The sequence below is a fragment of the Kribbella sp. NPDC050820 genome (assembly GCF_040653975.1).
Lineage (GTDB): Bacteria > Actinomycetota > Actinomycetes > Propionibacteriales > Kribbellaceae > Kribbella.
Genome location: NZ_JBFAHB010000043.1, coordinates 54190 through 79561, shown reverse-complemented (window position 1 = coordinate 79561; position 25372 = coordinate 54190). Strand labels below are relative to the sequence as shown.

21 protein-coding genes and 4 pseudogenes are annotated in these 25372 nt (G+C 67.8%); 7 read left to right on the top strand and 18 right to left on the bottom strand.

Going from position 1 to position 25372, the window contains the following annotated elements:
* Window positions 1-63 precede the first annotated feature (63 nt).
* Window positions 64-807 carry a GntR family transcriptional regulator gene (locus AB0H36_RS30275; RefSeq protein WP_360530989.1) on the top strand — a complete coding sequence of 248 codons (744 nt, stop codon included), beginning with the start codon at window positions 64-66 and terminating at the stop codon, window positions 805-807.
* On the opposite strand, the gene AB0H36_RS30270 is transcribed toward AB0H36_RS30275, so the two are convergent.
* The 7 genes from AB0H36_RS30270 to AB0H36_RS30240 all read right to left on the bottom strand — a co-directional run bounded on the left by AB0H36_RS30270 (window position 796) and on the right by AB0H36_RS30240 (window position 9378).
* A complete protein-coding gene (locus tag AB0H36_RS30270; RefSeq protein WP_360530986.1) occupies window positions 796-924 on the bottom strand; it encodes a hypothetical protein in 129 nt (42 codons plus the stop codon). The genes AB0H36_RS30275 and AB0H36_RS30270 overlap by 12 nt on opposite strands.
* Before the next feature lie 53 nt (window positions 925-977).
* Window positions 978-1457 (bottom strand): IMP cyclohydrolase, encoded by a 480-nt coding sequence (locus AB0H36_RS30265; RefSeq protein ID WP_360530983.1) that lies wholly within the window; start codon window positions 1455-1457, stop codon window positions 978-980.
* A gap of 36 nt (window positions 1458-1493) precedes the next feature.
* Entirely contained in the window at window positions 1494-6359 is a 4866-nt protein-coding gene (locus AB0H36_RS30260) for an NAD-glutamate dehydrogenase (RefSeq protein ID WP_360530980.1), read from the bottom strand.
* 127 nt (window positions 6360-6486) lie between these two features.
* Window positions 6487-6696 carry a ferredoxin gene (locus tag AB0H36_RS30255; RefSeq protein WP_360530977.1) on the bottom strand — a complete coding sequence of 70 codons (210 nt, stop codon included), beginning with the start codon at window positions 6694-6696 and terminating at the stop codon, window positions 6487-6489.
* Window positions 6693-7913, bottom strand: coding sequence for an NADH-ubiquinone oxidoreductase-F iron-sulfur binding region domain-containing protein (locus AB0H36_RS30250; protein ID WP_360530974.1), 1221 nt, complete (start codon window positions 7911-7913; stop codon window positions 6693-6695). The genes AB0H36_RS30255 and AB0H36_RS30250 overlap by 4 nt, the downstream gene beginning before the upstream one ends.
* A complete protein-coding gene (locus AB0H36_RS30245) occupies window positions 7910-8470 on the bottom strand; it encodes a hypothetical protein (protein WP_360530971.1) in 561 nt (186 codons plus the stop codon). The genes AB0H36_RS30250 and AB0H36_RS30245 overlap by 4 nt, the downstream gene beginning before the upstream one ends.
* A complete protein-coding gene (locus AB0H36_RS30240; protein WP_360530968.1) occupies window positions 8470-9378 on the bottom strand; it encodes an FAD:protein FMN transferase in 909 nt (302 codons plus the stop codon). Before AB0H36_RS30240 ends, AB0H36_RS30245 begins: the two co-directional genes overlap by 1 nt.
* A gap of 24 nt (window positions 9379-9402) precedes the next feature.
* Between AB0H36_RS30240 and AB0H36_RS30235 the strand changes: the two genes are divergently transcribed.
* The gene (locus AB0H36_RS30235; protein ID WP_360530965.1) at window positions 9403-9810 is read left to right on the top strand and encodes a hypothetical protein; all 408 of its coding nucleotides are present in this window, start codon (window positions 9403-9405) and stop codon (window positions 9808-9810) included.
* Here the strand turns inward: AB0H36_RS30235 and AB0H36_RS30230 are convergent.
* Window positions 9794-10285, bottom strand: coding sequence for a MarR family transcriptional regulator (locus tag AB0H36_RS30230; protein ID WP_360530962.1), 492 nt, complete (start codon window positions 10283-10285; stop codon window positions 9794-9796). The two genes, AB0H36_RS30235 and AB0H36_RS30230, sit on opposite strands and share 17 nt — an antisense overlap.
* Before the next feature lie 92 nt (window positions 10286-10377).
* Between AB0H36_RS30230 and AB0H36_RS30225 the strand changes: the two genes are divergently transcribed.
* Complete coding sequence (locus tag AB0H36_RS30225) at window positions 10378-11340, top strand: NmrA/HSCARG family protein (protein WP_360530959.1); 963 nt, start codon at window positions 10378-10380, stop codon at window positions 11338-11340.
* A gap of 124 nt (window positions 11341-11464) precedes the next feature.
* Here AB0H36_RS30225 and AB0H36_RS30220 read toward each other — a convergent pair.
* The 5 genes and pseudogenes from AB0H36_RS30220 to AB0H36_RS30200 all read right to left on the bottom strand — a co-directional run bounded on the left by AB0H36_RS30220 (window position 11465) and on the right by AB0H36_RS30200 (window position 16971).
* Window positions 11465-12054 (bottom strand): annotated as a pseudogene (locus AB0H36_RS30220) (DUF4259 domain-containing protein).
* Between the two features lie 13 nt (window positions 12055-12067).
* Complete coding sequence (locus tag AB0H36_RS30215; RefSeq protein WP_360530956.1) at window positions 12068-14518, bottom strand: DUF4132 domain-containing protein; 2451 nt, start codon at window positions 14516-14518, stop codon at window positions 12068-12070.
* Window positions 14519-14520: 2 nt separating this feature from the next.
* Window positions 14521-14916: a hypothetical protein gene (locus AB0H36_RS30210; RefSeq protein WP_360530953.1), complete on the bottom strand. Its 396-nt coding sequence runs from the start codon at window positions 14914-14916 to the stop codon at window positions 14521-14523.
* Between the two features lie 168 nt (window positions 14917-15084).
* Window positions 15085-15876, bottom strand: a complete 792-nt coding sequence (locus AB0H36_RS30205; RefSeq protein ID WP_360530950.1) for a class I SAM-dependent methyltransferase — start codon at window positions 15874-15876, stop codon at window positions 15085-15087.
* A 339-nt stretch (window positions 15877-16215) separates the two neighbouring features.
* Window positions 16216-16971 carry a class I SAM-dependent methyltransferase gene (locus AB0H36_RS30200; protein WP_360530947.1) on the bottom strand — a complete coding sequence of 252 codons (756 nt, stop codon included), beginning with the start codon at window positions 16969-16971 and terminating at the stop codon, window positions 16216-16218.
* Between the two features lie 380 nt (window positions 16972-17351).
* On the opposite strand from AB0H36_RS30200, the gene AB0H36_RS30195 reads away from it, so the two are divergent.
* The gene (locus tag AB0H36_RS30195) at window positions 17352-18053 is read left to right on the top strand and encodes a serine hydrolase domain-containing protein (protein ID WP_360530944.1); all 702 of its coding nucleotides are present in this window, start codon (window positions 17352-17354) and stop codon (window positions 18051-18053) included.
* A 304-nt stretch (window positions 18054-18357) separates the two neighbouring features.
* Here AB0H36_RS30195 and AB0H36_RS30190 read toward each other — a convergent pair whose 3' ends face one another.
* The 5 genes and pseudogenes from AB0H36_RS30190 to AB0H36_RS30170 form a co-directional block, all read right to left on the bottom strand.
* Complete coding sequence (locus AB0H36_RS30190; protein WP_360530941.1) at window positions 18358-19128, bottom strand: trypsin-like serine protease; 771 nt, start codon at window positions 19126-19128, stop codon at window positions 18358-18360.
* A 75-nt stretch (window positions 19129-19203) separates the two neighbouring features.
* Window positions 19204-19605 carry a hypothetical protein gene (locus tag AB0H36_RS30185; protein WP_360530938.1) on the bottom strand — a complete coding sequence of 134 codons (402 nt, stop codon included), beginning with the start codon at window positions 19603-19605 and terminating at the stop codon, window positions 19204-19206.
* Window positions 19606-20071: 466 nt separating this feature from the next.
* Complete coding sequence (locus tag AB0H36_RS30180; protein ID WP_360530935.1) at window positions 20072-21724, bottom strand: caspase family protein; 1653 nt, start codon at window positions 21722-21724, stop codon at window positions 20072-20074.
* 707 nt (window positions 21725-22431) lie between these two features.
* Window positions 22432-22569, bottom strand: a pseudogene (gene gvpJ / locus AB0H36_RS30175) (gas vesicle protein GvpJ); the annotation flags it as partial.
* Between the two features lie 671 nt (window positions 22570-23240).
* A complete protein-coding gene (locus AB0H36_RS30170; protein WP_360530932.1) occupies window positions 23241-23456 on the bottom strand; it encodes a hypothetical protein in 216 nt (71 codons plus the stop codon).
* A 490-nt stretch (window positions 23457-23946) separates the two neighbouring features.
* Here AB0H36_RS30170 and AB0H36_RS30165 point away from each other — a divergent pair.
* The 3 genes and pseudogenes from AB0H36_RS30165 to AB0H36_RS30155 form a co-directional block, all read left to right on the top strand.
* Window positions 23947-24246, top strand: a pseudogene (locus AB0H36_RS30165) (MMPL family transporter); the annotation flags it as partial.
* 55 nt (window positions 24247-24301) lie between these two features.
* Window positions 24302-24814: pseudogene (locus AB0H36_RS30160) on the top strand (MMPL family transporter); the annotation flags it as partial.
* Complete coding sequence (locus AB0H36_RS30155; RefSeq protein WP_360530929.1) at window positions 24738-25340, top strand: MMPL family transporter; 603 nt, start codon at window positions 24738-24740, stop codon at window positions 25338-25340. The pseudogene AB0H36_RS30160 and the gene AB0H36_RS30155, both read left to right, overlap by 77 nt.
* Window positions 25341-25372 lie beyond the last annotated feature (32 nt).

Here is a 25372-nt window from a genome sequence, read left to right as displayed (position 1 = left end):
GCCTTCCCTCGTCTCTCCGGTCGCGTCGCTCCCTCCGTTCCTCAGTCCAGGCCGGGAGGCCCCATGACCGGCGCCGCGTTGCCGATTCAGCTCGATCGGTCGAGCCCGGTGCCGCTGTACCACCAGCTCGCCGAGCAGCTGACCGCTGCCATCACCGAGGGCCGGCTGCGCCCGGGCGACCCGTTCGAGAACGAGATCGGCATGTCCGACCGGCTCAACCTGTCCCGGCCGACCGTCCGCCGGGCCATCTCGGAGCTGGTCAACCAGGGCCTGCTGGTCCGCCGCCGCGGCATCGGCACCACGGTCGCGAACCAGATGGTGCACCGCAAGGCCGAGCTCACCAGCCTGTACGACGACCTCGAACGCGAGGGCCGCACACCCCGAACCGAGGTGCTCTCGCTGGACTGCGAGGCCCAGGACGACCGCGCCGCCGCGGTCCTCGAGCTCCCGCCCGGGACCCCGCTGGTGGCGATCGTGCGGCTCCGGTACGCCGACGACATCCCGCTCGCGATCATGCGCAACTGGTTGCCGCCGACCCTCAACGACCTCACCCTGGAGCAGCTCACCGGCTCCGGCCTGTACGCCGTACTGCGGGCTCGCGGGATCCGGCCGACGGTCGCCCGGCAGCGGATCGGCGCCCGGAACGCGACCGCCGAGGAACGCCGTACCCTGCACATGTCCAAGGCCGAGCCGCTGGTCACCATGACCCGGTCCGCGTACGCCGCCGACGGCCGGCCGGTCGAGTTCGGCGACCACTGCTACCGCGCCGACCAGTACTCGGTCGACGTGGTCGTGTCAGAACGCTAGGACAGCCGGCTCGAAGCTCGCAGCATTCAGCGGTACGACGAAGAGGCCGACGCGCAAGGACGAGTCGAGCACGTACCAGAGACCGGCGACCGAACGCCAGGAATCCTTCCAGGACACGATTTCCGGGACACCGTCGACTACCGGGGCCGTCCTGTTTCCAGCGTAGGTCTTCACCGTGACAGCCGTTGCCACTGGCAACTGCGCAAGTAGACCGACGGGTGCTGGACCAGGTCCACGGCCCCCGGAACGGCGCGGGCGGATCCGATCACGACCCCGGTCCCGTCGGTCGCGGCGGTGGCGAAGATCCGCGGCGTACGGATCGGCGGATCAGGTTCGTAAGCGTGCTCGCGCAGTGCCAACTGCAGGTCGGTACCGGACCGCCGGGCAGGCCCCTGCGTTCCATTGCCCACCACAACCCAGTCACTCGCCCGAACGGCCGCGGTGTAGTGCCGCAGGTTGTCCCTCGCACCGCCCGAGGTGTCCTCGACCACGATCTCCCACTCGCCAACCACCAGCCGCCGCCGCTTCGACGCCGGACTCCGCCCGGTCAGCCAGTACCCGACGAACGGCACTCCACCCTCATCGCGCCCGATCACCAACCCACGGCCCGGATACTCGACCGCCCCAGCAGCATCCTCAAGTGACCTCACCCCGCGAGCCTATCGACGGCTCGCGGGGGTGAGCACTCAGGCCTGGTTGGCCAGCAGGGTGCGGACCAGACGGAGGCCTACGGAGAGGTGGGCCAGCTCGGGGCCTTCGGTTTCGACGATCTCCTCGAGCATGGTGGCGGCGCGGGACAGGGCTGCCTCGTTCTGGTCCTGCCAGGTGATGACACGCTGCTCGGGCTCGGCGGACGCGTCGGTGGCCTTCAGGACCTGAGCGGTGAGGCCTGCATGCACGGCGTGCAGGTCGTCGCGGAGGGCGGCCCGGGCCATCGTCTGCCACCGGTCGGTGCGCGGCAGGCCGATGATCCGTTCCAGGAAGCGGCCGAGCTGCAGCCGCTCGCCAAGGGCGAAGTGCACCTTCGCAACCTCGAGCAGGTCGAGGTCGCCGTGCGACGCGGTCTCGATGATGCCGAGGCCCGCGTACGCCGGGGGCAGCACGGCGATCCTGGATCCGAAGTCGGCCGGAACCCCCTTGTTCACCAGGGCTTCGCGGCGCTGCTCGAACAACGCCAGCTCACGGCCGCGCAGCACGTCGGGCAGCGCGGTGGTGAGCTTGGTGATGCCCGGGCTGAAGAACTCGATCAGCTCCTCGATGTCGACCGGTGGCCGCCGGTTGCTGACCAGCCAGCGGGTCGCCCGCTCGACGAGGGTCCGGGTCTCCAGCCTCATGTGGGTCTGGGTCGCGGCGTCGACGACGTTGTCCAGCTCGGCGTTGCGCGCCAGCAGCTCCGGCTGGGCGAAGATCCGGGACGCGGCGAGGTTCGCCCGGACGACGTCCTCGACCGTGCCGCCGGTCTCCAGCGAGAGCCGGTGGTACGCCGTGATGCCGGAGGTGTTCACGAACTCGTTCACCACCTGGGTGGTGATGATCTCGCGACGCAGCTGGTGGTGCTGGATCTGGTCGGCGAACCGCTTCTGCATCGGCTTCGGGAAGTAGCTGGCCAGCTTGTGCGCCAGGAACGGGTCGTCCGGCAGCGACGTCTTCAGCAGGTCGGACTCGAGCACGATCTTGGTGTAGGCGATCAGCACCGAGAGCTCCGGCGACGACAGGCCGCGTCCCTCGGCCTTGCGGCGCTTGAACTCGGCCACGCTCGGCAGGAACTCCAGCTCCCGGTCCAGCAGTCGCTGCTTCTCCAGCCGCCGTACCCAGTCCTGGTGGACGTGCATCAGGGCGGGGGCCTGCGCGGTCGCGTTCGCCAGCGCGATGTTCTGCCGGTAGTTGCTCTTCAGCACCAGCCCGGCCACCTCGTCGGTCATCGACGCGATGATGTCGTTGCGCTGCTTCTCGGTCAGGTCGCCGTCGGCGACCACGGTGTCCAGCAGGATCTTGATGTTCACCTCGTGGTCGGAGGTGTCCACGCCGGCCACGTTGTCGATGAAGTCGGTGTTGATCCGGCCGCCGCTCGACGCGTACTCGATCCGGCCGAGCTGGGTGAAGCCGAGGTTGCCGCCCTCGCCGACCGCCCGGGCGCGCAGCTCCGCGCCGTTGATCCGGATCGAGTCGTTCGCCTTGTCGCCGACGTCGGCGTTGGTCTCGGCCGACGACTTCACGTAGGTGCCGATGCCGCCGTTCCAGAACAGGTCGACCGGCGCCTTGAGGATGGCGTTCATCAGCTCGGCCGGGGTCAGCGTGGCCGCGGACCCCTCGATCCCGAGAACGGCGCGGACCTCCGGCGAGACCGGGATCGCCTTGTCCGTGCGCGGGTACACGCCACCGCCAGGCGAGATCAGCGCGGCGTCGTAGTCCGCCCACGAGGACCGGGGCAGCTCGAACAGCCGGCGCCGCTCGGCGAAGGACTTCGCCGCATCCGGCGACGGGTCCAGGAAGATGTGCCGGTGGTCGAACGCCGCGACCAGCCGGATGTGCTCCGACAGCAGCATCCCGTTGCCGAACACGTCACCGGACATGTCGCCGACGCCGACGACGGTGAAGTCCTGGTTCTGGCAGTCGTGCCCGAGCTCGCGGAAGTGCCGCTTGACCGACTCCCACGCGCCGCGCGCGGTGATGCCCATCGCCTTGTGGTCGTACCCGACCGAGCCACCCGAGGCGAACGCGTCACCGAGCCAGAAGCCGTACTGCTTGGCCACTCCGTTCGCGATGTCCGAGAACGTCGCCGTGCCCTTGTCGGCGGCAACGACCAGGTAGGCGTCGTCACCGTCGTACCGGACCACGTCGCGGGGCGGGACGATCTCGCCGGCCACGATGTTGTCGGTGATGTCGAGCAGCCCGGAGATGAAGGTCTTGTACGACGCGATCCCCTCGGCCAGCCACGCGTCCCGGTCCACCGACGGGTCCGGCAGCTGCTTGGCGTAGAACCCGCCCTTCGCGCCGACCGGCACGATCACCGAGTTCTTCACCATCTGCGCCTTGACCAGGCCGAGCACCTCGGTCCGGAAGTCCTCGCGCCGGTCCGACCAGCGCAGGCCGCCGCGGGCGACCGCGCCGAAGCGCAGGTGCACACCTTCGACCTGCGGCGAGTACACGAAGATCTCGTACGCCGGCCGCGGTTGCGGCAGGTCCGGGATCGCCTTCGGCTCGAGCTTCAGCGAGATGTACGGCCGCGGCGACCCGTCGGCGATCGCCGGCTGGAAGAAGTTCGTCCGCAGCGTCGCCTTGATCACGGTCAGGTAGGAGCGCAGGATCCGATCCTCGTCCAGGCTCTGCACCGTGTCCAGCGCGGCCAGGATCTCCTTCTCCAGCTGGGCCGCGTGGTTGAGCCGGTCCGGGTCGTCGGCGGCGCCGCGGGCCGGGTCGAAGCTGGTCTCGAACAGCTGCACCAGCAGCCTCGCCACGTCCACGTGGTTGAGGAAGGTCTCCTGGATGTATGCCTGGCTGAACGGCGTACCGCCTTGCCGAATGTACTTGTGGTACGCCCGCAGGATCGACACCTGCCGCCAGCTGAGGTTGCCGCGCAGCACCAGCGCGTTCAGCCTGTCGGACTCGGCCCGGCCCTGCCAGACCGCGTGGAAGGTGTCGGAGAACAGCGTGCGCAACTCGTCGCGCTCGTCGGTGTCGGCCGGCACCTTGAGCCCGAAGTCGTAGATGTACGCCGCCGCGCCACCGCCCGGCCGGATCTCGTACGGGCGCTCGTCGATGACCTCGACACCCATGTGGGTCAGGTGCGGCAGCACCTGGGACAGCGAGAGCGACGAGCCGGTCCGGTAGACCTTGAACCGGCGCTCACCCTCCCACTCCTCGTCGATCGGGGTGTAGAGCGACATGGCCAGGCCGTTGTCCGGCGGCAGGCTCTCCAGCACGTTGACGTCGTTGACCGCGACGCGCGGGTCGAAGTCCTCCTTGTACGCCTCCGGGAAGGCGTCGGCGTACTTGCGGGCCAGCTGGGTGACCGCACCGTCGCCGCCCTTGGCGTGCAGCGCGGCAGTGAAGTCGTCCACCCAGGCCCGGGTCGACGCGACCACCATGTGCTCGAGCAGGTCGGCGTCGTACTCACCGACTGTCTCGCCCTGCTTCATCCGGACGACGAAGTGCACCCGGGCGAGCACGGACTCGGTCACGTAGGCGGCGTAGGTGACGGTCTCGGCGCCGATGGCGTCCTTGAGGATCTGCTGCATCCGCAGCCGGACCGCTGTGGTGTAGCGGTCACGCGGCAGGTACACCAGGCAGGACAGGTAACGGTTGTAGACGTCACGCCGTACGAACAGCTTGACGGCGCGCCGCTCCTGCATGTGCAGCACGGACTGGACGATCGGCAGCAGGTCCTCGACCGGCGCCTGCAGCAGCTCGTCGCGCGGGTAGGTCTCCAGTACGTCGAGCAGACCCTTGCCACTGTGGCTGTTCGGGTCGAAGCCCGTCAGCCTGAACAGCTCCAGCGCCTTGCGCCGCAGCACCGGCACCTGCATGACGCTCTCGGTGTACGCCGTCGACGAGAGCAGGCCGATGAACCTGCACTCCGCGACCGGCTCACCGGTCTCGTCGAACTGCTTGATGCCGACGTAGTCCAGGTACGCCGACCGGTGCACGGTGGACCGTGAGTTCGCCTTGGTCAGGATGAGCAGCTTGCGCTCCTGCGCCTTCGCGCTCACCTCCGGCGGCAGCTTGCCCGAGCTCGGCTTCGGGTCGGCCCGCAGGATGCCCAGGCCGGAGCCGGCCCGGCCGCGGAGGATGCCCTGGGTGCCCTCCATGGTGAAGTCGTACTCGCGGTAGCCGAGGAAGGTGAAGTGCTCGTCGGCGAGCCACTCGAGCAGCTCCCGGGCCTCCTCCACCTCGTGCTCGCCGACCGGCAGCCGGTCGGCGTCCAGGCCCTCGGCGATGGTGACGGCCTTCTCGTGCATCTTCGGCCAGTCCTCGACCGCGACCCGGACGTCGTGCAGCACCCGCTGCAGCTCGTCCTCCAGCGCGCGCTGCTCGGCGACGTCGGGGATCCGCTCGATCTCGAGGTGCATCCAGCTCTCCCGGACGAGGTCGTGCTCGTCCGAGGTGGCGGTGTCGTCCAGGACCTCCTGCAGGGTGCCGGCCATGTCCCGGCGGACCACGAACTGCGGGTGCACCAGCAGCTGCAGCTCGAGGTTGTGCTCGTTGATCACCATCGCGGCGCTGTCCACCAGGAACGGCATGTCGTCGATGACGATCTCCACCACGGTCCGGCCGTTCGCGGACCAGCCGTGGTCCTCCGGCGTCGGCGTGAAGACGTGCACCTTCGCCGTACCCTGCGGCCGCGCCATCGCGGACTTGTAGTGGTGCTTCGCGGCGCCCAGGCAGTCGGTCGGCTCCCGCTCGGCGACGTCCTCCGCCGCGACGTGCCGGTAGTACCGCTCGAGGAAGGTCTTCAGCCTGGACGGATCGATCGACTTGTCGTGCCCCTGAGTTCCGGCGGCCACCGCCTTGGCGAGCACTTCCGCCTTCTGGACGTCCAGCTTGCTCTGCATTCCCCACCGTCTCCAACGCGTGCCAACGGCGCTGTTCGCACCGGCCGCACGACGTTGTGCGACAACTCAGAGACTAGTCCACCTTGGTCACTGGTGTGCTGTCGGGACGGGCCTGTCCGCAGGCTGATCAATCACGTTCGACAGGTGCGTCGAGACGCAGTGCCAGAGCCGGGCAGGCCAGTACTGCGCGGCGCGCATGCGGCAGCTCACCCGCGGTGATCTCACGGCCTCGCAGGACCGGAAAACCCCACTCGTCGAGGGCCACGTCGTCCGGCAGCAGGGTGGCGCAGAGGCCGTGGCCGTCGCACCGGGTCCAGTCGATCTCTACCTTGTTCACCACGAACCTCCTGGCACCGGCAACACACCTCTGACCTGTCGCCCGCACCCGCCGCCGGCGAGGTGGAGCCGCACGTCCTCGCCGAACACCTCGAGCGCCGAGGCAAGAAAACGCGCCGAGCCGTCGGGGTGGGCGCACGCCCCTCGCCCCGGGACCAGACCGAGGTGCCGCTGAGCGTCATGCCACCCGGATGGGTCGCCCTTGGCCAGCCTGTCGAAGTCGTCGACCAGCGACGCCAGCCCGAACACGCACGGACCGCACTGCCCGGCCGACTGGCTTGCGAGCCACTGCGAGACCCGGTGCACCTCACCGAGCGGGCAGGTGTCCGTGCCGAGCGCCAGGATGATGCCGGCGGACACCTCCGGTCGCTTGAGGACCACACCGCCGCCATGCGGCAGCCAGCGGCCGTGATACCCACCGAGCAGCACCGGCCCGGCCTCGGCACCGGCAAACCGCAGTACGGCCTCCAGCGGTACGCCGATCGGCGTCTCGATCACGCCTGGTCGCTGCACAGCCCCGTCGATCGTCAGCAACTGCGTCCCCGGCTCACTGATCAGCCCGGTGCTACTGAACCGCTTAGCCCCCAGCCGAGCCAGTACGGCGAGCTGCGCGAACGTCTCGACGTTCGACAAGAGGGTAGGACGCCGGTGATACCCCTTCCGCGTCGGCAACACCCGCCGACCCGGTGGGATCGCCAGACCACCGTCCAGCGCACTCAGCACCGCACGAGCCTCACCCGCGACGAAGCGGCCGGGCGTGTCAGTCACCTCGATCGCCAGACCGTCGTTGCGCTCCATCAGCGCCTCGCGGACGGACATGGCAGCTTCCATGTCATGTACGGCGATCAGCACGTGCGGAGCGCCCAGTGCGCGAGCCAACCCAGTGGCACCGTCCAGGACCAGATGCGGAGCGAGCGTGAGGAGCAGGCGGTCCTTGCGGCTCACCGGCTCGCTCTCGGAGCCGTTGACGACCACTGCCTCGATTCCTCTCGTGGGCAGGTCCGCCAGCTTCAGTGCGACCGGGAACGCGGCGCCGCCACGCCCTCTGAGCCCTACCGCCTCGGACAGCTTGGTGTAGTCCTCCCGGGTCAGCTCTGGCTGAGCGCCGTGGGTCGACAGATGCCGGTGGCGGTCGGCGCGGCCCAGTTCCAGACCGGCCAGCAGCCTGGCGTCGCCGATGACTCTTACATCGACCCTCGTGGCGTGTGACAACGTCATCGAGTCCTCCAAGCGCCTGCGAGCTGCGGGGATGATGTTTTGGCACGGAGGCGGTAGGCACCCACTACGGCGACTGCGGCCAGGCAGCCGATGGTGATGGCGAGCATCCACGGCGTACCGCGGTCCGTACCGGCCAGGAGGGCGTGTCCGATGGACAGCAGCCAGCCGGTCGACGCGGCGATGTGGATCGTGCGCCAGCGCTTGGTGAAGGCTTCGGAAGTGGCCAGCCGACCGCGGGCGGCTCCGACGACGGCAGCGAGCACCAGCCCGTAGAGGGCGAGCGTGCCGACAGCCATGGCGAAGGGCCGGTAGCCCGAGCCGAACGGCCACACCAGGACCGTCGGGCTGATGGCCACGTAGCTGTCGGCGATCACGGCGGCTACGTGAGCGGTCAGCAAGAGCAGACCGGTGGCAGCAGCCGAGCGGTGCACGTACTGGAGCCAAAACCGGCGCTCCGGCCCGCGGCTGCCCGACGTGAGGATGCCGAGCGACGCCGACAGGGTGAACATGACCATCGCGACCACGCCGGCGGCGCGGGCCAGGTACCACAGCGTCATCAGGCCGCCCTGCTCGCCGCGGGCCAGCCCGCCAGCTCGGTGACCTCACCGTCGTCCGCGACCAGCCGGGCCGGGTGGCCCGCCAGAGTCAGGCGCCCAACCGCTGCCTCGCCTGTCGCGACAAGCGCCGTACTGAAGGTGTTCGCGCGTACGGCGGTCGGCGCCCAGACCGATGCGGTCCGCCAGGGGCCGTCGGCGGGTTTGCCGGTCCGCGGGTCGATCAGGTGGTGCGCTGAGCCCTCCGGCGTCTGCCAGCGCCGTACTGTCCGGGTCGAGGTCGTGAGACCGCCGTGGGCGAGGGTCACCAGGACGCCGGGGTCGCCTGCGCGCTCAGCGACGGTGATGACCCACGGCTCGGCCGGCTCACCGGCGGCACGCAGGTCGCCGCCGATCTCGACCAGCACCGCGCAGCCGTAGCGCTTGCTGAGCACCAGAGCGGCCCGGTCCGCGGTCCACGCCTTGGCGATGGCGCCGAGGTCGAGTGCAGAGTCCTTCGGCACGCCGAGCAGCGCGAGCTTCCGATTGAGCTGGACCTGCTGCCAGCCGGGGACCGGCTTCGGGTCCACGGGCGGCTTCGGGAAGCGTCGCCGTACTGCCTCGATGTCGGCGTCGTACCCGGCCGCGATCACCGCGGCGCCGACGGTCGGGTCGACCGCGCCGCCACTCATGGACGCGGCGACCAGGCTGACGTCGACCAGGTCGACGAGCAGCCGCGACACCGGCACCATCGCGCCGGCCCGGGTGTTCACGATCGACAGTTCCGAGTCCGGCCGGAACCGGCTGGCGGCCTTGTCGACCCGGTCCATCAGCGCCTTCAGCTCACCACAGGCAGCGCCGAGTACGGCGGGGTCGTCGACGGTCAGCCGGACCGTGCAACTCCAGGCGGTCCAGGTCCGGAACGCGCTCATGATCCGTTGCTCCCACCCTGCGAGGTGGAACCCGACGAGGCCGACCCGAGACCGCTGCTGCTGCTCGAGTCGTCCGAGCTCGAGCCGCTCGAGCTGCCTGAACTGCTGCTGCTCGAACTGCTGGAGCCCGAGTCGTCGGAGCTGGTGGAGCTCACCGTCGTGCCGCTGCTGCCCGAGTCGGGCTGCCGGGCGGATGCGACGGCGACCGACAACCCGGTACCGCCGATCCCGAGCACCGCCGTCGCGATCGCGGCCGCCGAGGCCCGGCGCAGCCGGCGCCGGCGGGAGGAGTGGGACGCTTCGAACGCATCTGTGGTGACCATGGCCGCAAGCCTCCCGGGAGGCTCCTCAGCCGCACTCCAAGAGAACGTCAAGCGACGATCAAGTTCTCCTGAAAGCTCTCTGAGAACCCTTCTCAGCCCAGGCCGCTGACCTCCGGCGGGCAGTCGGTGCCGCAATGCTTGCCGATGGTTTCGAGGATCTCGTCCGAGGCTTCGCCGAGGGCGACCATGCGGTCGGGGCCGAGGACGTCGACGAAGAACTCGCGGACCCGCGCGGCGTGTGCCGGGGCACAGGCCTTGATCGCGGCCATGCCGTCCTCGGTGATCACGATCTCCGGGTAGCGGGAGTCACAGGCCTCGCGGCGGATCAGGCCGCGCTTCTCCATCCGGGTCAGGTGGTGCGACATCCGGCTCTTCTCCCACTGCGTCGCCCGGCCCAGCTCGAAGGCGCGCATCCGGCCGGACTCCGACTCGGACAGGTTGACCAGGATCTCGAAGTCGGAGCTGGACAGGCCGAACTCCCGCTGCAGGTGACGCTCCAGGTGCGTCGTCAGCGTCTTGTTCATCAGCAGGTAGCTGCGCCATGCGGTCTGCTCGTCGTCGTCGAGCCACGGTCCCTTGCTCACGCACCCATCCTACCTGCATGGGTTGACACATCAACCTAGCGCGTTAAGCTGGCACGAGTTGACACATCAACCGAAATCGTGGAGTGAGTGATATGAGCAAGAAGCTGATCGCAGTCGTCGGCGCCACCGGAGCACAGGGCGGCGGGCTCGCCCGGGCGATCCTGGCGGACGGCGAGTTCGCCGTCCGCGCGCTGACCCGGGACCCGCGGTCCGCCAAGGCGCAGGCCCTCGCGGCGGCCGGCGCCGAGGTGGTCGCCGCCGACCTGGACGACGAGGCGAGCGTGCGCGCGGCCTTCGAGGGCGCGTACGGCGCTTTCGTCGTGACGAACTACTGGGCTCCGCGCAGCCCCGAGGAGGAGGCCGCGCGGACGGCCGCGGAGATGGAGCTGTTCCAGGCCGAGACTGCCGCGCGGGCCGCTCGCGATGCCGCCGTACAGCACGTCGTCTGGTCGACGCTCGACGACACCCGCCCGTACTTCGAGGGGCGTGACGACGTGCCGTGGCTGGACGACGGCCGCTACACCGTCCCGCACTTCGACGCCAAGGCCGAGGCGGACGAGCTGTTCACGAAGTACGCCGTACCGACGACCTTCCTGCGGACGACGTTCTACTTCGACGCCTTCGCCGGCGGGATGGAACCGGTCCGCGGCGAGGACGGCACGCTGACCATCTCGATGCCGATGGCCGACAAGCCGTTGTCCGGCATCGCCGCCGACGACATCGGCCGTACCGCCCTGGCCGTCTTCAAGGACGCCGGCCTGATCGGGACCACCCTCAGCATCGCGGGCGACCACCTGACCGGCGACGAGTACGCCGCCGCCCTCACCGAAGCCCTCGGCGAGAAGGTTGCCTACCGCCCCCTCCCCTGGCCCACCTACCGCACCCTCGGCTTCCCCTACGCCGTCGAGTTCTCGAACATGTTCCAGTACTACGCCGAGAACCACGAACAGTTCACCGGCGACCGCGACCTCGACCAGGTGCGCAAGCTGAACCCATCCCTCCAGTCCTTCACCGACTGGCTCACCAAGCACAAAGACGCCATCTCCATCAAGTGATCTGTACAGCGGATCGGCCCCACCGATCCGCCGCCCAAACTTGCATCTGTGATCACAATTTCGCTACAACGACCATCGTTTAGCGCTCCCCACGGAGCAGTGACGGAGCAAACCGGTCGCATGCTCAGTACCGGGAGACCTGACCCAGCCCGCTGACTTGCCGTGCAACCCCGCTGAAATACCGGCTGGCCGCGTCCTTCGGAGCCGTCCGCGCCTCGCCCGGGAAAGCACCAGGCGGCACATCCGAACACACGAGACTGGTACCACCGGGTGTTGGAGTGACGGGAGTCGCAAGCTGGCGCGGCGGCCACGCCGGCCGCCGTCCAGCTTCAGCCCTGCTCCGTAGCCGTGTCCGTAGATCGTCGGTGGCCTTCAACCAAGCCAGATCGTCTCCCTCGGTCCACAGCTCGGAGTCGTCCGCGACCACCCGGTCGACCGCGCGGATCGCGACCGGGATCAACTCGGCCAACCCGGCGCGGGCAGACGCCCATGCGAGCGCTCGCTCGGTGGAGGCATTTGCATCAATTGGGGCCCCGGCTGCGGCTGCGGCTGCGGCGATCTCAGCTGCAGCCAGCGCCTCGGCGCCCTCGGGGCCTCCAAGTACTCAACTCCAGCTGAGCCGGTCGCGCGCTCCAGCGCATCAGCGATCAACTGCTCTTGATCGGCGTCGACCAGGTTCCCAGCCCAGTCGGCTGCATCGTCGTTTCCGAACACCGTTGACGGAGATTCAGCGACGGTTGATCTGGGCGCTGATGGTGGGGTCCTTGATGGCGGTGTCGTCGGCGAGTAGGAACGCTTTGCTGAGGATGAGGCTGAGGACGGGGTCGTCGTCGAAGGGTAGGAAGAGCTTCTGGGATTGTCCGTTGCGGGCGGCGACGATGCAGAGGTACTGGTCGTTGGGTGACATGAGGATGTTGCCGCTGCCGAGGTGGATGCGGTAGGTGCGGAGGTCTCCGCGCACGGTGAGGTAGCGGTCATCGAGTTCGCATCGGTCGGCGATGGCCAGGCGTGGGACGAGCTGAGAGAGTATGTCGCGGCGGATCTGTCCGGCTGCGGACAGTTCACCGAAGCCGTAGGTGTGCCAGTAGGTGTCGAATTGGCGCTGGGTGCCGCGGTCGAGCCACTCAGGGTCTGCGCCGATCGAGGTGACCCCGATGAACAGGTCGACATCGCGCAGGGCCTCGGTGAGGACGAGCGGCGGTACGTCGGCCAATGCGATCGTCTCGTCGCTGGTGGCGTCGACGAACCGGAGTTGGTCGCTGGTGCAGTACGGGTAGAGGTCGCTGGCCGTTGGCTCCTGTTCGAGGATCGGGTCGTAGTAGAACTCGGCGCGGATCCCGGCCGAGTCGAACGTTCGCCGGGCGATGCCCTGGTCGATGCCGTCGTCCCACCACGCGACGGCGACCGGTGCCCAGCCTCGCCCTTTCATCAGGGCGCGGGCCTGGACCTGCCCGAAGACGTGGCCGGCGAACCGGTTGGAGTACTCGCGGGTCTGTTCCTCGGCGGGCGTGAGCAGATAGATCTCGCGGAACGCCTGCTTGAAGGGCTGAACGATCTGCTGGTCGAGCAGACATTGCCGCCAGGCCCGGACCTCGTCACTGGTCGCGTGGACGGGGTGCCAAAGACGCGCTCGCGCATCCGGCGGAATCCCGACGTGTTGCCCCGAAGCCGTGATCGCGGTCGTGCTGTCCAGCGGCAGGCCGACCACCACCGGCGTGTGCTGGGTTTCGAAGGCCCACACGAGTGTCCGTGCCAGTCGGCCGGTGATCGGGTGGTCGAGGTACCAGGTGCGCCACTCGTCGAGCTGCCAGCTGCGCTCAAGGGCCATCAGGCCGTCCAGCCGTACGCGCTCGCCGGCGATCGTCTTCCGGACGGCTTTGAGGTCGTTGCGGACCGCAACGAGTACGTCGGCGTCAGCCTGCTTCACGTCAGCGGGGATGGACTTGCGTGCCGTGCCTTTCTCGTCGACGTATAGAAGGGCTGCGGCTCGTCCGTCCACGACGATCTGGGCGGATCCCCTCGACAGAGGTTCCGTGCGAATTCCGTCCGGGTCGAGGTCGTGCGTCTCGACCGCGCGCTCCAGCAACTGGTCCCGCGTCATGCCCTGCGCGGAGGCCAGCGCTTCGATGGCCTTGCGGACCTGCTTCAGCAACGTCCCATGCCGGACGGATCGCTCGAGTGCGAGCAACTCGGTGATCGATGCCGGGGCGCCGATATCGGCCATCGCCTGTGTCGACAGGTTGGCCAGACGCAGGCTGCGTGGGTTGCCAAACTGTCCTCCGATGACCGTCACGGTCTTGGTCGCGAGGCGTCGCAGCCGCGGCAGCAGTGCTGAGTCGCGCAGGAGTCCAGCGGCCGCGACTGTGCCGCCGAGGAATCCTTCGTTGCTGCTGGTGATGTAGCGCGGGTAGGTGTGGGTGCGGTCGTTGTGGGTGTACGAGGCCTCGCTGTCCTCGGCGTCGAGGGCCGCGTCGAGGAGAGCGCCGATCAGCTCCGCGGGCCGGGACAGCCGGCTGATGATCTGTTCGGTCTCGGTGAACCACTTCTTCGAGGGCCGGCCTTTGGTGGGATACGCCGCCAGGAGGTCGAGCGTTGTCGCAAGCTTGTCGACCTGGTCGTCTGCCTGCTCGAACGCGGCACGCAGTCGCGGACCGATGGCATCGCCTGCGTCGATCAGGTCGAGCCGGATGCCGTCGGCGGTGGTGACGAGCTGCCGAAGCCTGGTAGCGGTGGCTGCGTCTCGCGCCCTGTCGACGGCTTGCAGGAGGAGAGGCTCGAGTCGTGCTTGTTCCGCATCGGTCAAGGTGGGGAAGGTGTGCTCGATCTGGCGGCTGACGGCACGGAGCGCCTCACTGTTCCACCAGAAGTTGAGGTCATCGGAGACGCCAAGGCGCAGCGTCAGCAGTCGGTCGATGTCGTCCGCCGAGAACTTGACGCGTTTGCGCGCGATGATCGAGATCAAGTCGACCCAGTAGTGGCTGTCGACCCGCTCGGAGGCCCTCAGGATGCACTCGCGGCGTACGTCCTCCGGGGCCTGGGTGATGGCCCGAACCTGCGGGAGCGTCCGTGCGTCGCTGTCCCCGATCCAAGATCGGCCCTGAATCGCGCGCATCGCTGCGTCCAGCAGGGACGCCACGTCGTCGACCTGGCCGGATGCGGTGTCACTTGCCTGGTCCACGCTCAGCCTCCGACCAACTGCACGAGCCGGACGAAACGGATGTCGGAGTCCGCGGTCAACGCGAGCTCCTCGTCAAGGTCGGTCACCTGGCGGTCGTCGACAAGCACGAAGAAGCCGTTGCGCCCGAACGCTTCGACCGCACGATCGGCCTGCTGTTCCCAGTCGAGGCGCCGCTGCTTCGGCAGCCGGAACCCCGCCGCGGTCGGCAGCGCACCTTCGGGCATCACCAGCCCCTGGAACACTTCCTGTAGAACGACGTTGAAGCGCGCCACCTCGTCCCGCACGCGCGTTCGCACCAGATCGCGAAGCGTGATGCTACTAGCCACACCTTCCAGTAGCGTCGTCGCACCGACCCGCCCCGCCCCCGACACATCGATGATCTTCACGGTGATCGACATCGCGGCAGCATAGCCACCCAACCGTTCACCCACCCCGCGCCACGGTCAGTGAACTCGGCAGATGCAACTTGCTGCAAATGGGCTCGTCACGCCCGGGCACCTGATGCGGAGATGTCCAGTTGGCGGAGCCGACGAGATATCCATGGGAGGAGATGGCTGGTTGGTTGCTCACGCGACCTTCGTGCCGAGGAGGGCTCGCACCGGGACCTGCTCGATGTACGGCCGATAGGGATGAAGCACTTCCCGGAGCTCCGCTGCGATCTGTGGACGCTCCTTGGGCGAGGGAAGGCGGTCGACCGGTAGCGCGCTGTAGATCCCGCCGAGTAGGTGATCGAAGTCGAGCTCGTCGGCATAGTCGAGCTCGACCTTGCTGACCTCGAAGCCATTGGCCGTCAGGCTCTGGCGATAGCGCTGTTGCGTTGCGTTGTCGGTGCCGCAGCTGTTGGCTGGACGCGCGCCCAACCAGTCGGACAGCCATTCGCGTAACGCCCGTGACCAGTCCGAGTCCTGCAGCCACAGCGGGATCCCGTTGGCCACGACCATGACACCACCTCCAGGACCTAGGAGCGGACCGACCGCGGCAAACAGCGCGTCATGGTCCATCCAGTGCAGTGCTTGCCCGATCGTCACAGCACCAACCGACTGTTCAGCCAACAGCGATCGCAGCAGCGGAAGGTCGGAGTCGCTGCCGACCATCCACGCCACATTCGTGACACCCTGGTCCTGGGCGGCTGAGCGGGCGTGGGCCAGCATGTCTGGTTCGGGATCGACCCCTATCACGGCCCGAACATGCGGGGCGATCGGTGTCGCCAGTTGCCCCGTGCCACAACCGAGATCGATCACGAGATCGTCGCCCTTTAACGAGAACGCATCGACGCACGCGCGGATCAACCCTGACGGATAACCGCGGCGGTATCGGTGATACAGATCAGCAACCTCGCCGCCGAACCCCAGATCCATCGTCTCAGAATGCCTCCTCACGTCGATGATCCGACAGGGCTTCTGCCACCGGCATAACGCCTGTCGGCCGTTCTGGAAGGTGACCGCTGATCGTTCCACCACCGGGCCGGCACTGAGCGATTCTTGCGCGCGGAGCGACGAGGTGCCCGCAACACCCGCCCCGCTTCCCTGCCCGGTCAACGGTCGACGCGCGGGCGCCCGGATCAGGACCGAATACGCCCGAACTCAATACGCAGAGACTCCGGTACTACCGATCAAACGCTACTTACATGCCGATGAGAGGGCGCAAGCCTCCTGCGAGCAACCGCGCGGTCCGGCCAGGGACTGTGAGCCCGTTGTCTATACCTTGCTCGCCACCACGATGTAGTTCTCGGCCTCAGGGTTGTACGTGCTCCTTTCCGTCCGGAGTCCGACCTGGTGCAACTCGCCTGCGAGTTCGTCGTATCGGTAGGGCCAGCACGACAGCAGTTCCGAGCGGACAAGAACCGACCCAGCCGCATCAACTTGCGCGACTGCAATCTCGATGTGGTGCTCCTCCTCCCACTGTGACGCAATCTCCCAGCGGTAGACCACGACGGCATTGCGACCGTTCCGGCGGACAAGACGGTCACTGATGTCGAGCCGGGAACCTCTGGCCCTCACGAGTTCCCAGGTGCGGGAGGTGAGTACCAAGCGCCCGCCACGGCGCAGAAGCCGTGACATCGACTCCAGAGCAGCAACCCTGCCTCTCGCGCCCTCGGCATGGTGCAGCGAGTTGCCAACGCAGAACACCATGTCGAAGGTGTCGTCATCGAAATGGTCGGGCAACTCTTGCCAGTCCGCCCGCACTGTCCGGACAGGTGCCCTGAATTCCTCAGACAACTCCGCAGTCCGACGAACCATCGCTTCGCTGGCGTCAGTTGCGGCCACCTGTATGCCAAGACCGGCGAGGCCGACCGCCAACTGTCCGGTTCCGCACGAACAATCGAGGACGTGAGCGTTCGACGGCACGAGACTGAGGACGTCGTCGAACGACGCAGCGAACTCGGCCGGGGCCAGCTTTGCATCCGAGATGAGCCACTCGTACACCTCGGCAAGCGCGTCATAGCTCGTCACAACTACTACCTCCGACACGGGGCAGACTCACGGTCGCACATCAGTACATCAGCGGAGCAAGTCGGTTCACCAATGGTTTGCAAGGGCAACCCGCCCTGTCATGCCGCTCTGCGTGCGTGCGGCGCCGCGCGCTACTGCCGCAACTCGCGAATCGCGTCGTCCGGCGTGCGAGCATCTGCGCGAGCGGTTGAACTTCTATGACATGTACGGGGAGCTCGCGCTATACGCGCACCACCCTCAGCCTGACATACGCGAAGCGGCGCAGGACCACATCGCTCGCCTGCTTTCCGGCCATAACCATCTAGACGAACTCGTCTGGTAGACGCCGCGCGCCTGTGGCAACTGTCCGAGGAAATGCTGCGCGGCCAGGAGGAGAAGTCGTGAAAGTACAAGGAACAGTCAAGGACGGCTTCGGTGTCGTCCATGACGAACTGCAGGAGGTCTTGGACCAGGGTGACGAGGTCGGGCTGTCGATCGCGTTCGATGTGGATGGTGAGACCGTCGTCGACCTGTGGGGCGGTCACCGCGACCCGGAGCGCAGTACGCCGTGGCGCCACGACACGATCGTCAACGTCTTCTCCACCACGAAGACTGTGACTGCACTGGCCATCCTGGTCCTCGCGGACCGCGGCATCCTCGATCTGGATGAGCCCGTCGCGACGTACTGGCCCGAGTTCGCCCAGAACGGCAAAGAAGAGATTCTCGTCCGGCACGTCATGAGCCACACCTCCGGAGTGTCCGGCTGGGACCAGCCCGTGACTCTGACCGACCTCTACGTACCGACCTCTACCGCAAGGCTCGCCGTACAACGCCCGTGGTGGGACCCCGGCACCGCCGCCGGATACCACGCACTCAGCCAGAGACACCTTCTGGGCGAGTTGATACGGCGCACCGACGGCCGCTCGCTGACCCAGTTCGTCGCCGAAGAACTCGCCGCTCCGCTGGGTGCCGACGTGCAGATCGGAGCACGCGAGCAGGACTGGGACAGGATCGCCGACCTCGAACTTCCGCCTCCGATCCCGTTCGACATGTCGGCCTTGGATCCCACCTCTGTGCTGTGGCAAGTGGCGTGGCTCTCATAATCCCTGGGCGCCGGGTTCGAGTTTCGCCCGCTGCTCGTGGCACCCGACGACACTCGCTGCGTGGGGCCATGGGAAGCCGCTGACCGGCACGCAGCGTGGCGAGCTGGAGGTATCTCCATCTGGGGTGGATGCGGTGATTGCGTTCGCCGAGCGAGGAACCATGACCGGGCGCGGGCTCTACCTTCTGCATGGTGATCCCGCCCGGGGCCGAAGCAGCCGGTGCCGGCCAGCCCGACACGACCGCCCAGCGGCGGCGTGAGGTGGCCACTGCCTTGCTCGCCTTCCCTACGTAGGGCTGACCGGGTTAGATGAACTGCTCCAGGAAGGCACGCGAGTACGGCGTATCGACCCGTTGGTAGCCGCCGGTCGCGTTACACGTCAGCGAGTTCACGAAGGAGGCATCACCGGCCACGTACTGGCCGAGGAACACCGGCCCACCGGAGTCACCGAAGCAAGAGCCCCCGCCGGCCTTGGAGTCGCGGTCGTTGATCTGGAAGGTGACGACCTCATCCTGCACGTTCTTGAGGAACGACGTGGTGAAGCGCCGCTCCGGCACGACGATCTGCGACTTCTTCGCGCCGATGTCAACGCCGTAGCCAACGAGCGTGAACGTCTCGTTCTTCAGCGCGCCCTGGTTGCCGTCGAGCGTGCCCACGGGAAGCAGCGGCGCCGGCACGATGCCCGGCCACTTCGAAGCCGCCGGCGCATCCAGCACCACGACGCCCTGATCGTGCTGCTTGGAGATCGACAGCTTGCCGGTCCACCCCGGATCGGGGTGTGCCGTGCCGGTGATGTAGTTCGCCGCGCGCGCCGCTCTCTCCTGCGGGGTGATGCCCGGCGCAAGCGGATCGAGTGGCAGGTCGGTGTTGAACGACACGTAGACGTTGGTCGCCGGGCTCGCGCCGGTGTCCCCCGTGCAGTGACCCGCGGTGAGCACCACCGTCGGCGAGATCAGCGTGCCGGAACAGCGGAACCGACCCGACTCGGTGGTGAACCGGACAACGCCCACGTTGGTATGCACCTCATCGCGCTGCCCGCCAATGATCGCCGCGGCCGGCTGCACGGTCAGCAGCATGCAGGCAACAAGCGACAAAGCGCTGAGCGCGCCCGCCAGTCGGCCGATCCGAACTCGTCGCATCACGGACTCCCCTCACCCGACCATCCCTCGCAGTATGGTCAGCCCCTGCGACAGGTGCAATACCGCAGATCTCGTCACGTCGACCTCAGTCGGCCCGCGGTCTGAAAGGTCGAACTCGAGGTGTACCGGCCAGGCCGCAGGTCGGCCTGCATGGACGTCGGTCCAGGTCTCGCCGAACTGGTCTCGCCTGTATCCAGGCACGTCAGGTCGGTCGGCGATGACGCAAATCCCGCGAAGTTCGGCAGAGATCAGCTTCGCCGTGCCGGCCGCTGGCTGAAGGGCGTGCGGATCGCTGGTGGGCTCACCGCGATGCGCCGGGTTCGCGTCGGCCGGGTCGGCGCCAGCTACTGGATAGGCGCACCCTGTGGCGGCGACGCCGAGCACAATCAGTGCAGTAAGGAGGACGCGCACCACGCGACCTGAGAGCATGGCCGCTGCCACGCCCGCCCAAGGCCATGACTCGACCTCCACCTGAACCGGTGGTTCGGCCGGCCCGCCTGGCCATCCGCCACCAACCGTCGCTCGCCGTGGGATCATTCGTGGTGCGAAATGGAGTCGAAAGAGGTCGGCTAGCGGGGCCAGAGTCCCTTCGAACACAGAGTTCTGACGCCTAGTGAGGCTGGTTGCTAGGGCATCATTCCCCTTTTGATCCGCGGTTGGGGGGTGCGCAAGCTCAACCCATTCCTCCAGTCCTTCACCGACGGGCTCACCAAGCACAAAGACGGCATCTCCATCAAGTGATCTGCGCGGCGGATCGGGCCTCACCCATCCGCCGCCCGAACCTGCATCCATGGACGGAGTTCAGCCCGCACGAGTTCGTAGGCCGCGGCGGCACCCTCCCCCATCTCTACAGCCACTACGGCTTCCGCGGCACTGCTCCTCAGCCGCTGGAGACCTGAACGTCGCATCCGTAGAAGTGGGCGAGATAGACCTTGGAGCTGCCGCGGGGGTCGAGTTGGACCGGGGGGCCTCCCGGCTGTGTCCCACCGAAGTCGAGGGGGCGTCCGTCCGTGGCGTCGTGCAACTCGAAGTCGCAACGACCGTAACTGTTGAAGGCGACGACGCGGACGATGGCTTTGTCGCCGGACGGCACCGTGAACGCGTCACTGTCACCGGTCGCGTTCTTCTGTGCGAAGGGAAGGGCGATCTGACCGGTACCGGCGGAATGCGTCACAATGCAGACGGGATCGCTGGCGTTCGCCTCGAACCTGCCGGTGTCCGCGATCTGGAAGCTCACAGGCCCCCAGAGATTGTCGAACACCTTCTGTTGGCCGCTGTCGACATTCCTCACCGTGACGATGCAGCCGCCGGCGCCGCGTACCCTGAGCCGCCACGGGGAGGCCTCGTTGAACTCGTCGGCCGCCGCTCCACCCCCTCCGGGCGGGTCGTTGTCGTTCACCAGCTGCAAGGCGACCACGGTCCCGGCTGCGAGGACCACTCCTGCGCCGGACAGGTAAACCAGCCGGCGGCGCCACGACCGTACGTACCGGTCCTGGCGGGCCGGCTCCGGCCGCGGTTCCGGTCGCGGTTCAGGCTGCGGGCGCGGGCCTGGGGCGGCGGCACTTAGCGCTGCCGTCGCCGCGGCGGCCACCGAGCGGCTGTCGTCGTCTGCCAAACGCTCGAGGGCCACCCTGGCCGCCAGCGCCAACCCGGCATTCCTGCCCTGCAGCAGGCCGGCAAGCTCCTGCACCGCGCCGACCCGGACCGTGGCCAGCGGATGGTCGATCAGCTCGCGAAGCTCGGCCGGCAGCGGCGCCGGTACAGTGACCGGACGACTGCGGCGGGCAATGTACAGCTCACCTTGCATCTCCACGTCGCGGCTGGGGGTTTGGTGAGGATTCCGTTCGCGGACCCGGTCGAAGACGTAGTCGTAGAGCTCGTTGAGCGACACCCAGCCGTCCTGGTCGAGATCTGCGTCCCCGCTGGCCAGACCTTCCACCAAGGCAGCGGTGAACACGGACGGACTGCTGCGGTCATCGGCGAGCCGGTCACCTTCGAACGCGTACTCCGTCGCGCTCGAAGCTGTGATCACCGCGCGGCCCCGGCCACCGCCCAGCTTCCCACCGGAGAAGCTGTCCAGCACGTTGGCATCACCGGCGGCCCGCACAGTCACGCCCCGGCCGAAAGCGCCGCCATAACAACAGTCCAGCAGCAACACGATGCTGCGCGACCTGCTCATCCGCAGACATCGCTGCACGAAGTCGGCGGACACAGCGGTGGAACCCAGCCGGTTCGGCAGGGTGTTGCGCGCCGCGAAGAACAACTCCCCGGACTCGCTCTTGAGGCCGTGGCACGAGAAGTGCAGCAGCAACACGTCCTCGGGCCGACTGTCCGCGAACAAGTCCTCGACCCGCCCCTGGATCACGTGTGCCGACTCGTTGCGGACGACCTCGACGTCGAAACCACCGATCCCGGGGTCACCCAAAACGCCGCCGAGAGCCTGCGCATCCGCCGCCGGCGCGCGAAGCCGCCCGAGCCCCTCGTGCTCGTAGACGTCGTTCGCGACAATCAGCGCCTTGCGCCGCCCAGCCATCCAGCCGCCTCCCCCCCGGCCCGGAGCGCATCCTCACTCTCAGTGTGGGCCACCATCGACCGCCAAGTCCACGAACGCCTCAAAGCGTCGACAACACCCAGATAACGAAAACCGGCGGCATCACCACGCAGTACGTGCATCGCGTGGGCGACTGGTTGGTGTGGGGACCACGCCATGAACGGGCAGCGGGGCCGCGATCTGACGCATGTCCAGGCCCACGAGTTGGCCGCGGACCTGGAGTTGCAGTACGACGTCCAAGGCGCCAGGAAACGAAGGTCCGGCGGGTCAGCCCGCCGAAACCGGTCGACGCCTGGCAGACCGCCGGCGAGCTGGACGCTTGAACCAGCGAGGGGCGGTCGCAGGCTGGGGCGCGTACAGCTGCCCGATGGGCGCATCGCCTGCATCGACGAGCAAGACCTCCGACCCGCAGACGCCGCCTCGCAGCAGCCCCGATCGGAACAACAGGTTGATTAGGCCCGGCGTGCTCTGTTCGGAGTCGAACCTTTCGGGTTCAGCCTAGGGTTTCATCGCTCCTCGGTTGTACTGCGTCATCTGCGCTGCTGGCGGGTCTCGTCGCGGCCGGTCAGGGCGCCTAGGGTCTTGTCGACCAGGCCGCGGGATGCGGCCTCGAAGCTGCTCTCGGTCGCGTCGGCCAGGAGTTCCGGAAGGTCCTTTCCGCCCTTCTCGTACAGGTCGAGGCGGTTCGTGGCTTCGGCGAAGCGCAGATAGGTGTCGACACTCGCTACCACGATGCGTGCGTCGATGGTGAGCAGTTCGATCCCGACCAGAGACACCCGGACGTAGGCATCGATGACGAGACCCTTGTCGAGGATGCTGTCGATCACGTCCGCGAGACTGCTCGGTGCGGGACGCTCGAGATAGCCGCCGGAGCGGCGAGGGCCTGAGGCCGAGACCATCGTTGGTCTCCCTTCTGGGTCGACTGTGTAGACGGAGGCCCTGCGTTGGGGGTCTCGATGCCGCATCGGGCGACACGAGATGCAGGGCCTCCGCGACGGCGGGCTGCCCCCAGCCACCCAAATCGGGAAGAGACTCGGTCGGTACCCAACGCCCAAACCCTCCGGGCGCGAGGCTGACGGAAGTCGCGGACGGTCCGTAGGCGGGCTACGGCTACTCGCGTTGGGGCACCGACCTAGGCTGCTGCCAGGGCAGCCTCCGTTGTGCAGGCAGTCCTCACTCCAGAACTGCTTGCCTTCAGCAACTGATTGCCTACGTCAACCGAAGCAGCCGGCTCACCGGACGCGACGCCCGGCCGGAACGGGTACAGAACGGCCAGTCCTGGACCGACAATCTGGCTGCGGTGGGTGACGCAACGCTGCCCTCGACCAGGCCTTCGCCGTACGTCGACGGCGTACCGGGAGATCCGTCTGTCAGCCAGGCAACCTTCAAGTACCTTCATGTCCTCCCGCGCGGTGTTCCGTGCAGACCGACGTACTCTCTGTGCAACGGCGAACGCACGCGCTTCGGCGGACGGCCAGCTCAGTTGTGTCTGGGGCGCCTAGACGTTCCGCACGCGCCGACGCAGGCGCCACGTCTTCAGCTTGGCCCAGAGGCGGGCCAGGAAAAGCTTGATCCTGTGGCCCCAACTCAGGGGCAGCGCCTTGACCATCCGCTTCGTCAGCCGGCTTGGCTTGACCGTGCTCGCCGCCGCGGTGGTCGATCCTGTGGTTTTCTTCGCCGCCTTCTTGACGGGCTGGGTAGGGTTGGGGCTCATCGTTGCTCCTCGGATCGGATCATGCACCGCGCCGGCCGCGTCCTTCCCCCGGCAGACGATCCCTGACGCGCTACTTGCTTCCCTGTGCCCGATGCCGCCCCGCACATTCCCGTCCAGCCCTAGATCATGTCACTTCGACTGCATGATGGGCGCGTCGGCGGCCTCGCCGCGCAGACAGGCACCGCGAGCGCCGCTGTCCACTCGTCACCCCGCAGTCAGCAAGCAGGTCGTCGTGGCCGGAGTCGCGCGAGCCGGTCCACACTCACCCCTGGCCGAGCATCATGGTGGTACACCGGCCGGCACGGATCCGTTACTACACCGGCGACACCTTGACGTTCACCTCATCGGACCAGCCTCCTGTCGCCGGGTCCGGCCCGCGGGCCGGGTGGCTGGAGCCCGAGGGGCCGCACTCGGTGGAGAATATCGACGATCACAGCTATGGAGCGTTCCGCATCGAGCTCAAGCAGCTCAGATGTGAAGCCTCCGGTCGCTGCACGAGCTTGACGGCGTCCGCACGGTTTCGACCGCGGTCAGCGCCGTGGTGTTCGCCGGCCTGTGCGTCCCCGTCGGCATCACCGGTCTGGCCTTCAGCGACATCCCCAGCTTCGCCTCGATGGGTGTCGCCGCCGGCCTGGTCGTCCTTGCGACCCTGACCGCAGCCAGCACCCTACTGTCCGCCGCCCTGGTACCCCTGGGCGACCGGGTCCTACCCCGCCGAACCCGACGCGGCACGCGCGCCCCGGGCTCATTCCGGTCCGCCTGGGCCGAGCGCGCCACCAGGACGGTCGTTCGCCGGCCAGTCACCGCCCTCTGCATCGGTCTGCTCGCACTGCTCACCCTGGCGCATCAGCACTCGGCATGCGACTCGGCCAGAACGACGCCGGCAGCGAGCTCGCCTCGAATCCGACCCGGCAAGCCTACGACCTGGTCGCCGACCCATTCGGCCCCGGCGCGAACGGCCCGCTCACGTCGTCATCGACACGTCCCAGGCCTCCCCCACCACCCTGGCCAAGCAACTCGGCTCGGTCCCCGGAGTAGCCACCGTGACGCCTCCCGTCGTGTCCGGCGACGGCACAACAGCGGTACTGAACTTCATACCGACCACAGGACCACAGGACCAATCGACGTACGACCTGACACACCGGCTGCACGACACCCTCCCCGGCGGCGTCGAGCTGACCGGCCCCACAGCCGGAATCGTCGACATGACCACAACCCTCGGCGACCACCTGTGGCTGGTGATCGCCGCAGTACTGGCCGCCACCCTCGTACTGCTGATCGGTGTCTTCGGATCCCTCGTCCTCGCAGTCAAGGCCGTGCTGGCAAACCTCTTGTCGGTCGCCGCCTCGTTCGGGGCGCTCACCGTGGCGTTCCAAACCCGGCCGGCGCCCAACTGCTCGGACTGGCCGGACCCGGACCAATCGCGGCCTGGGCACCCGTGGTTCTGTTCACGATCCTGTTCGGACTGTCCACCGACTACGAGGTCTTCAGCTCAGCCGAGTCAAGGAAGCCGACACCGCCGGACTGGGACACCGCGACAGCATCATCGAAGGACTCGCGTCGAGCGCGAAGGTGATCACCTGCGCCGCTGCCATCATGATCGCAGTAGCAGCAGGGTTCGCCGCCGACCCCAGCATCATGGTCAAGATCATCGGAGTCGGCATGGCAGTCGCCATCCTGGTCGACGTCACGCTCGTCCGGCTGCTCATCGGTCCCCGCCACACTCGCGATCCTCGGCCACCGAACCTGGTACCTGCCCTCGGCGCTGCGCCGAGTCCTGCGCCACCAACCACCCCAAACCGGCGCAGTCGATGGGGAAATCGACAGCCAGGAACTCGTCCATCAAGCGGCCCCGGAGCCACTACTGCGCAAGTGATTGTCTAGGCAGTAGCAGATGTGCGAGCTGATTTACACCC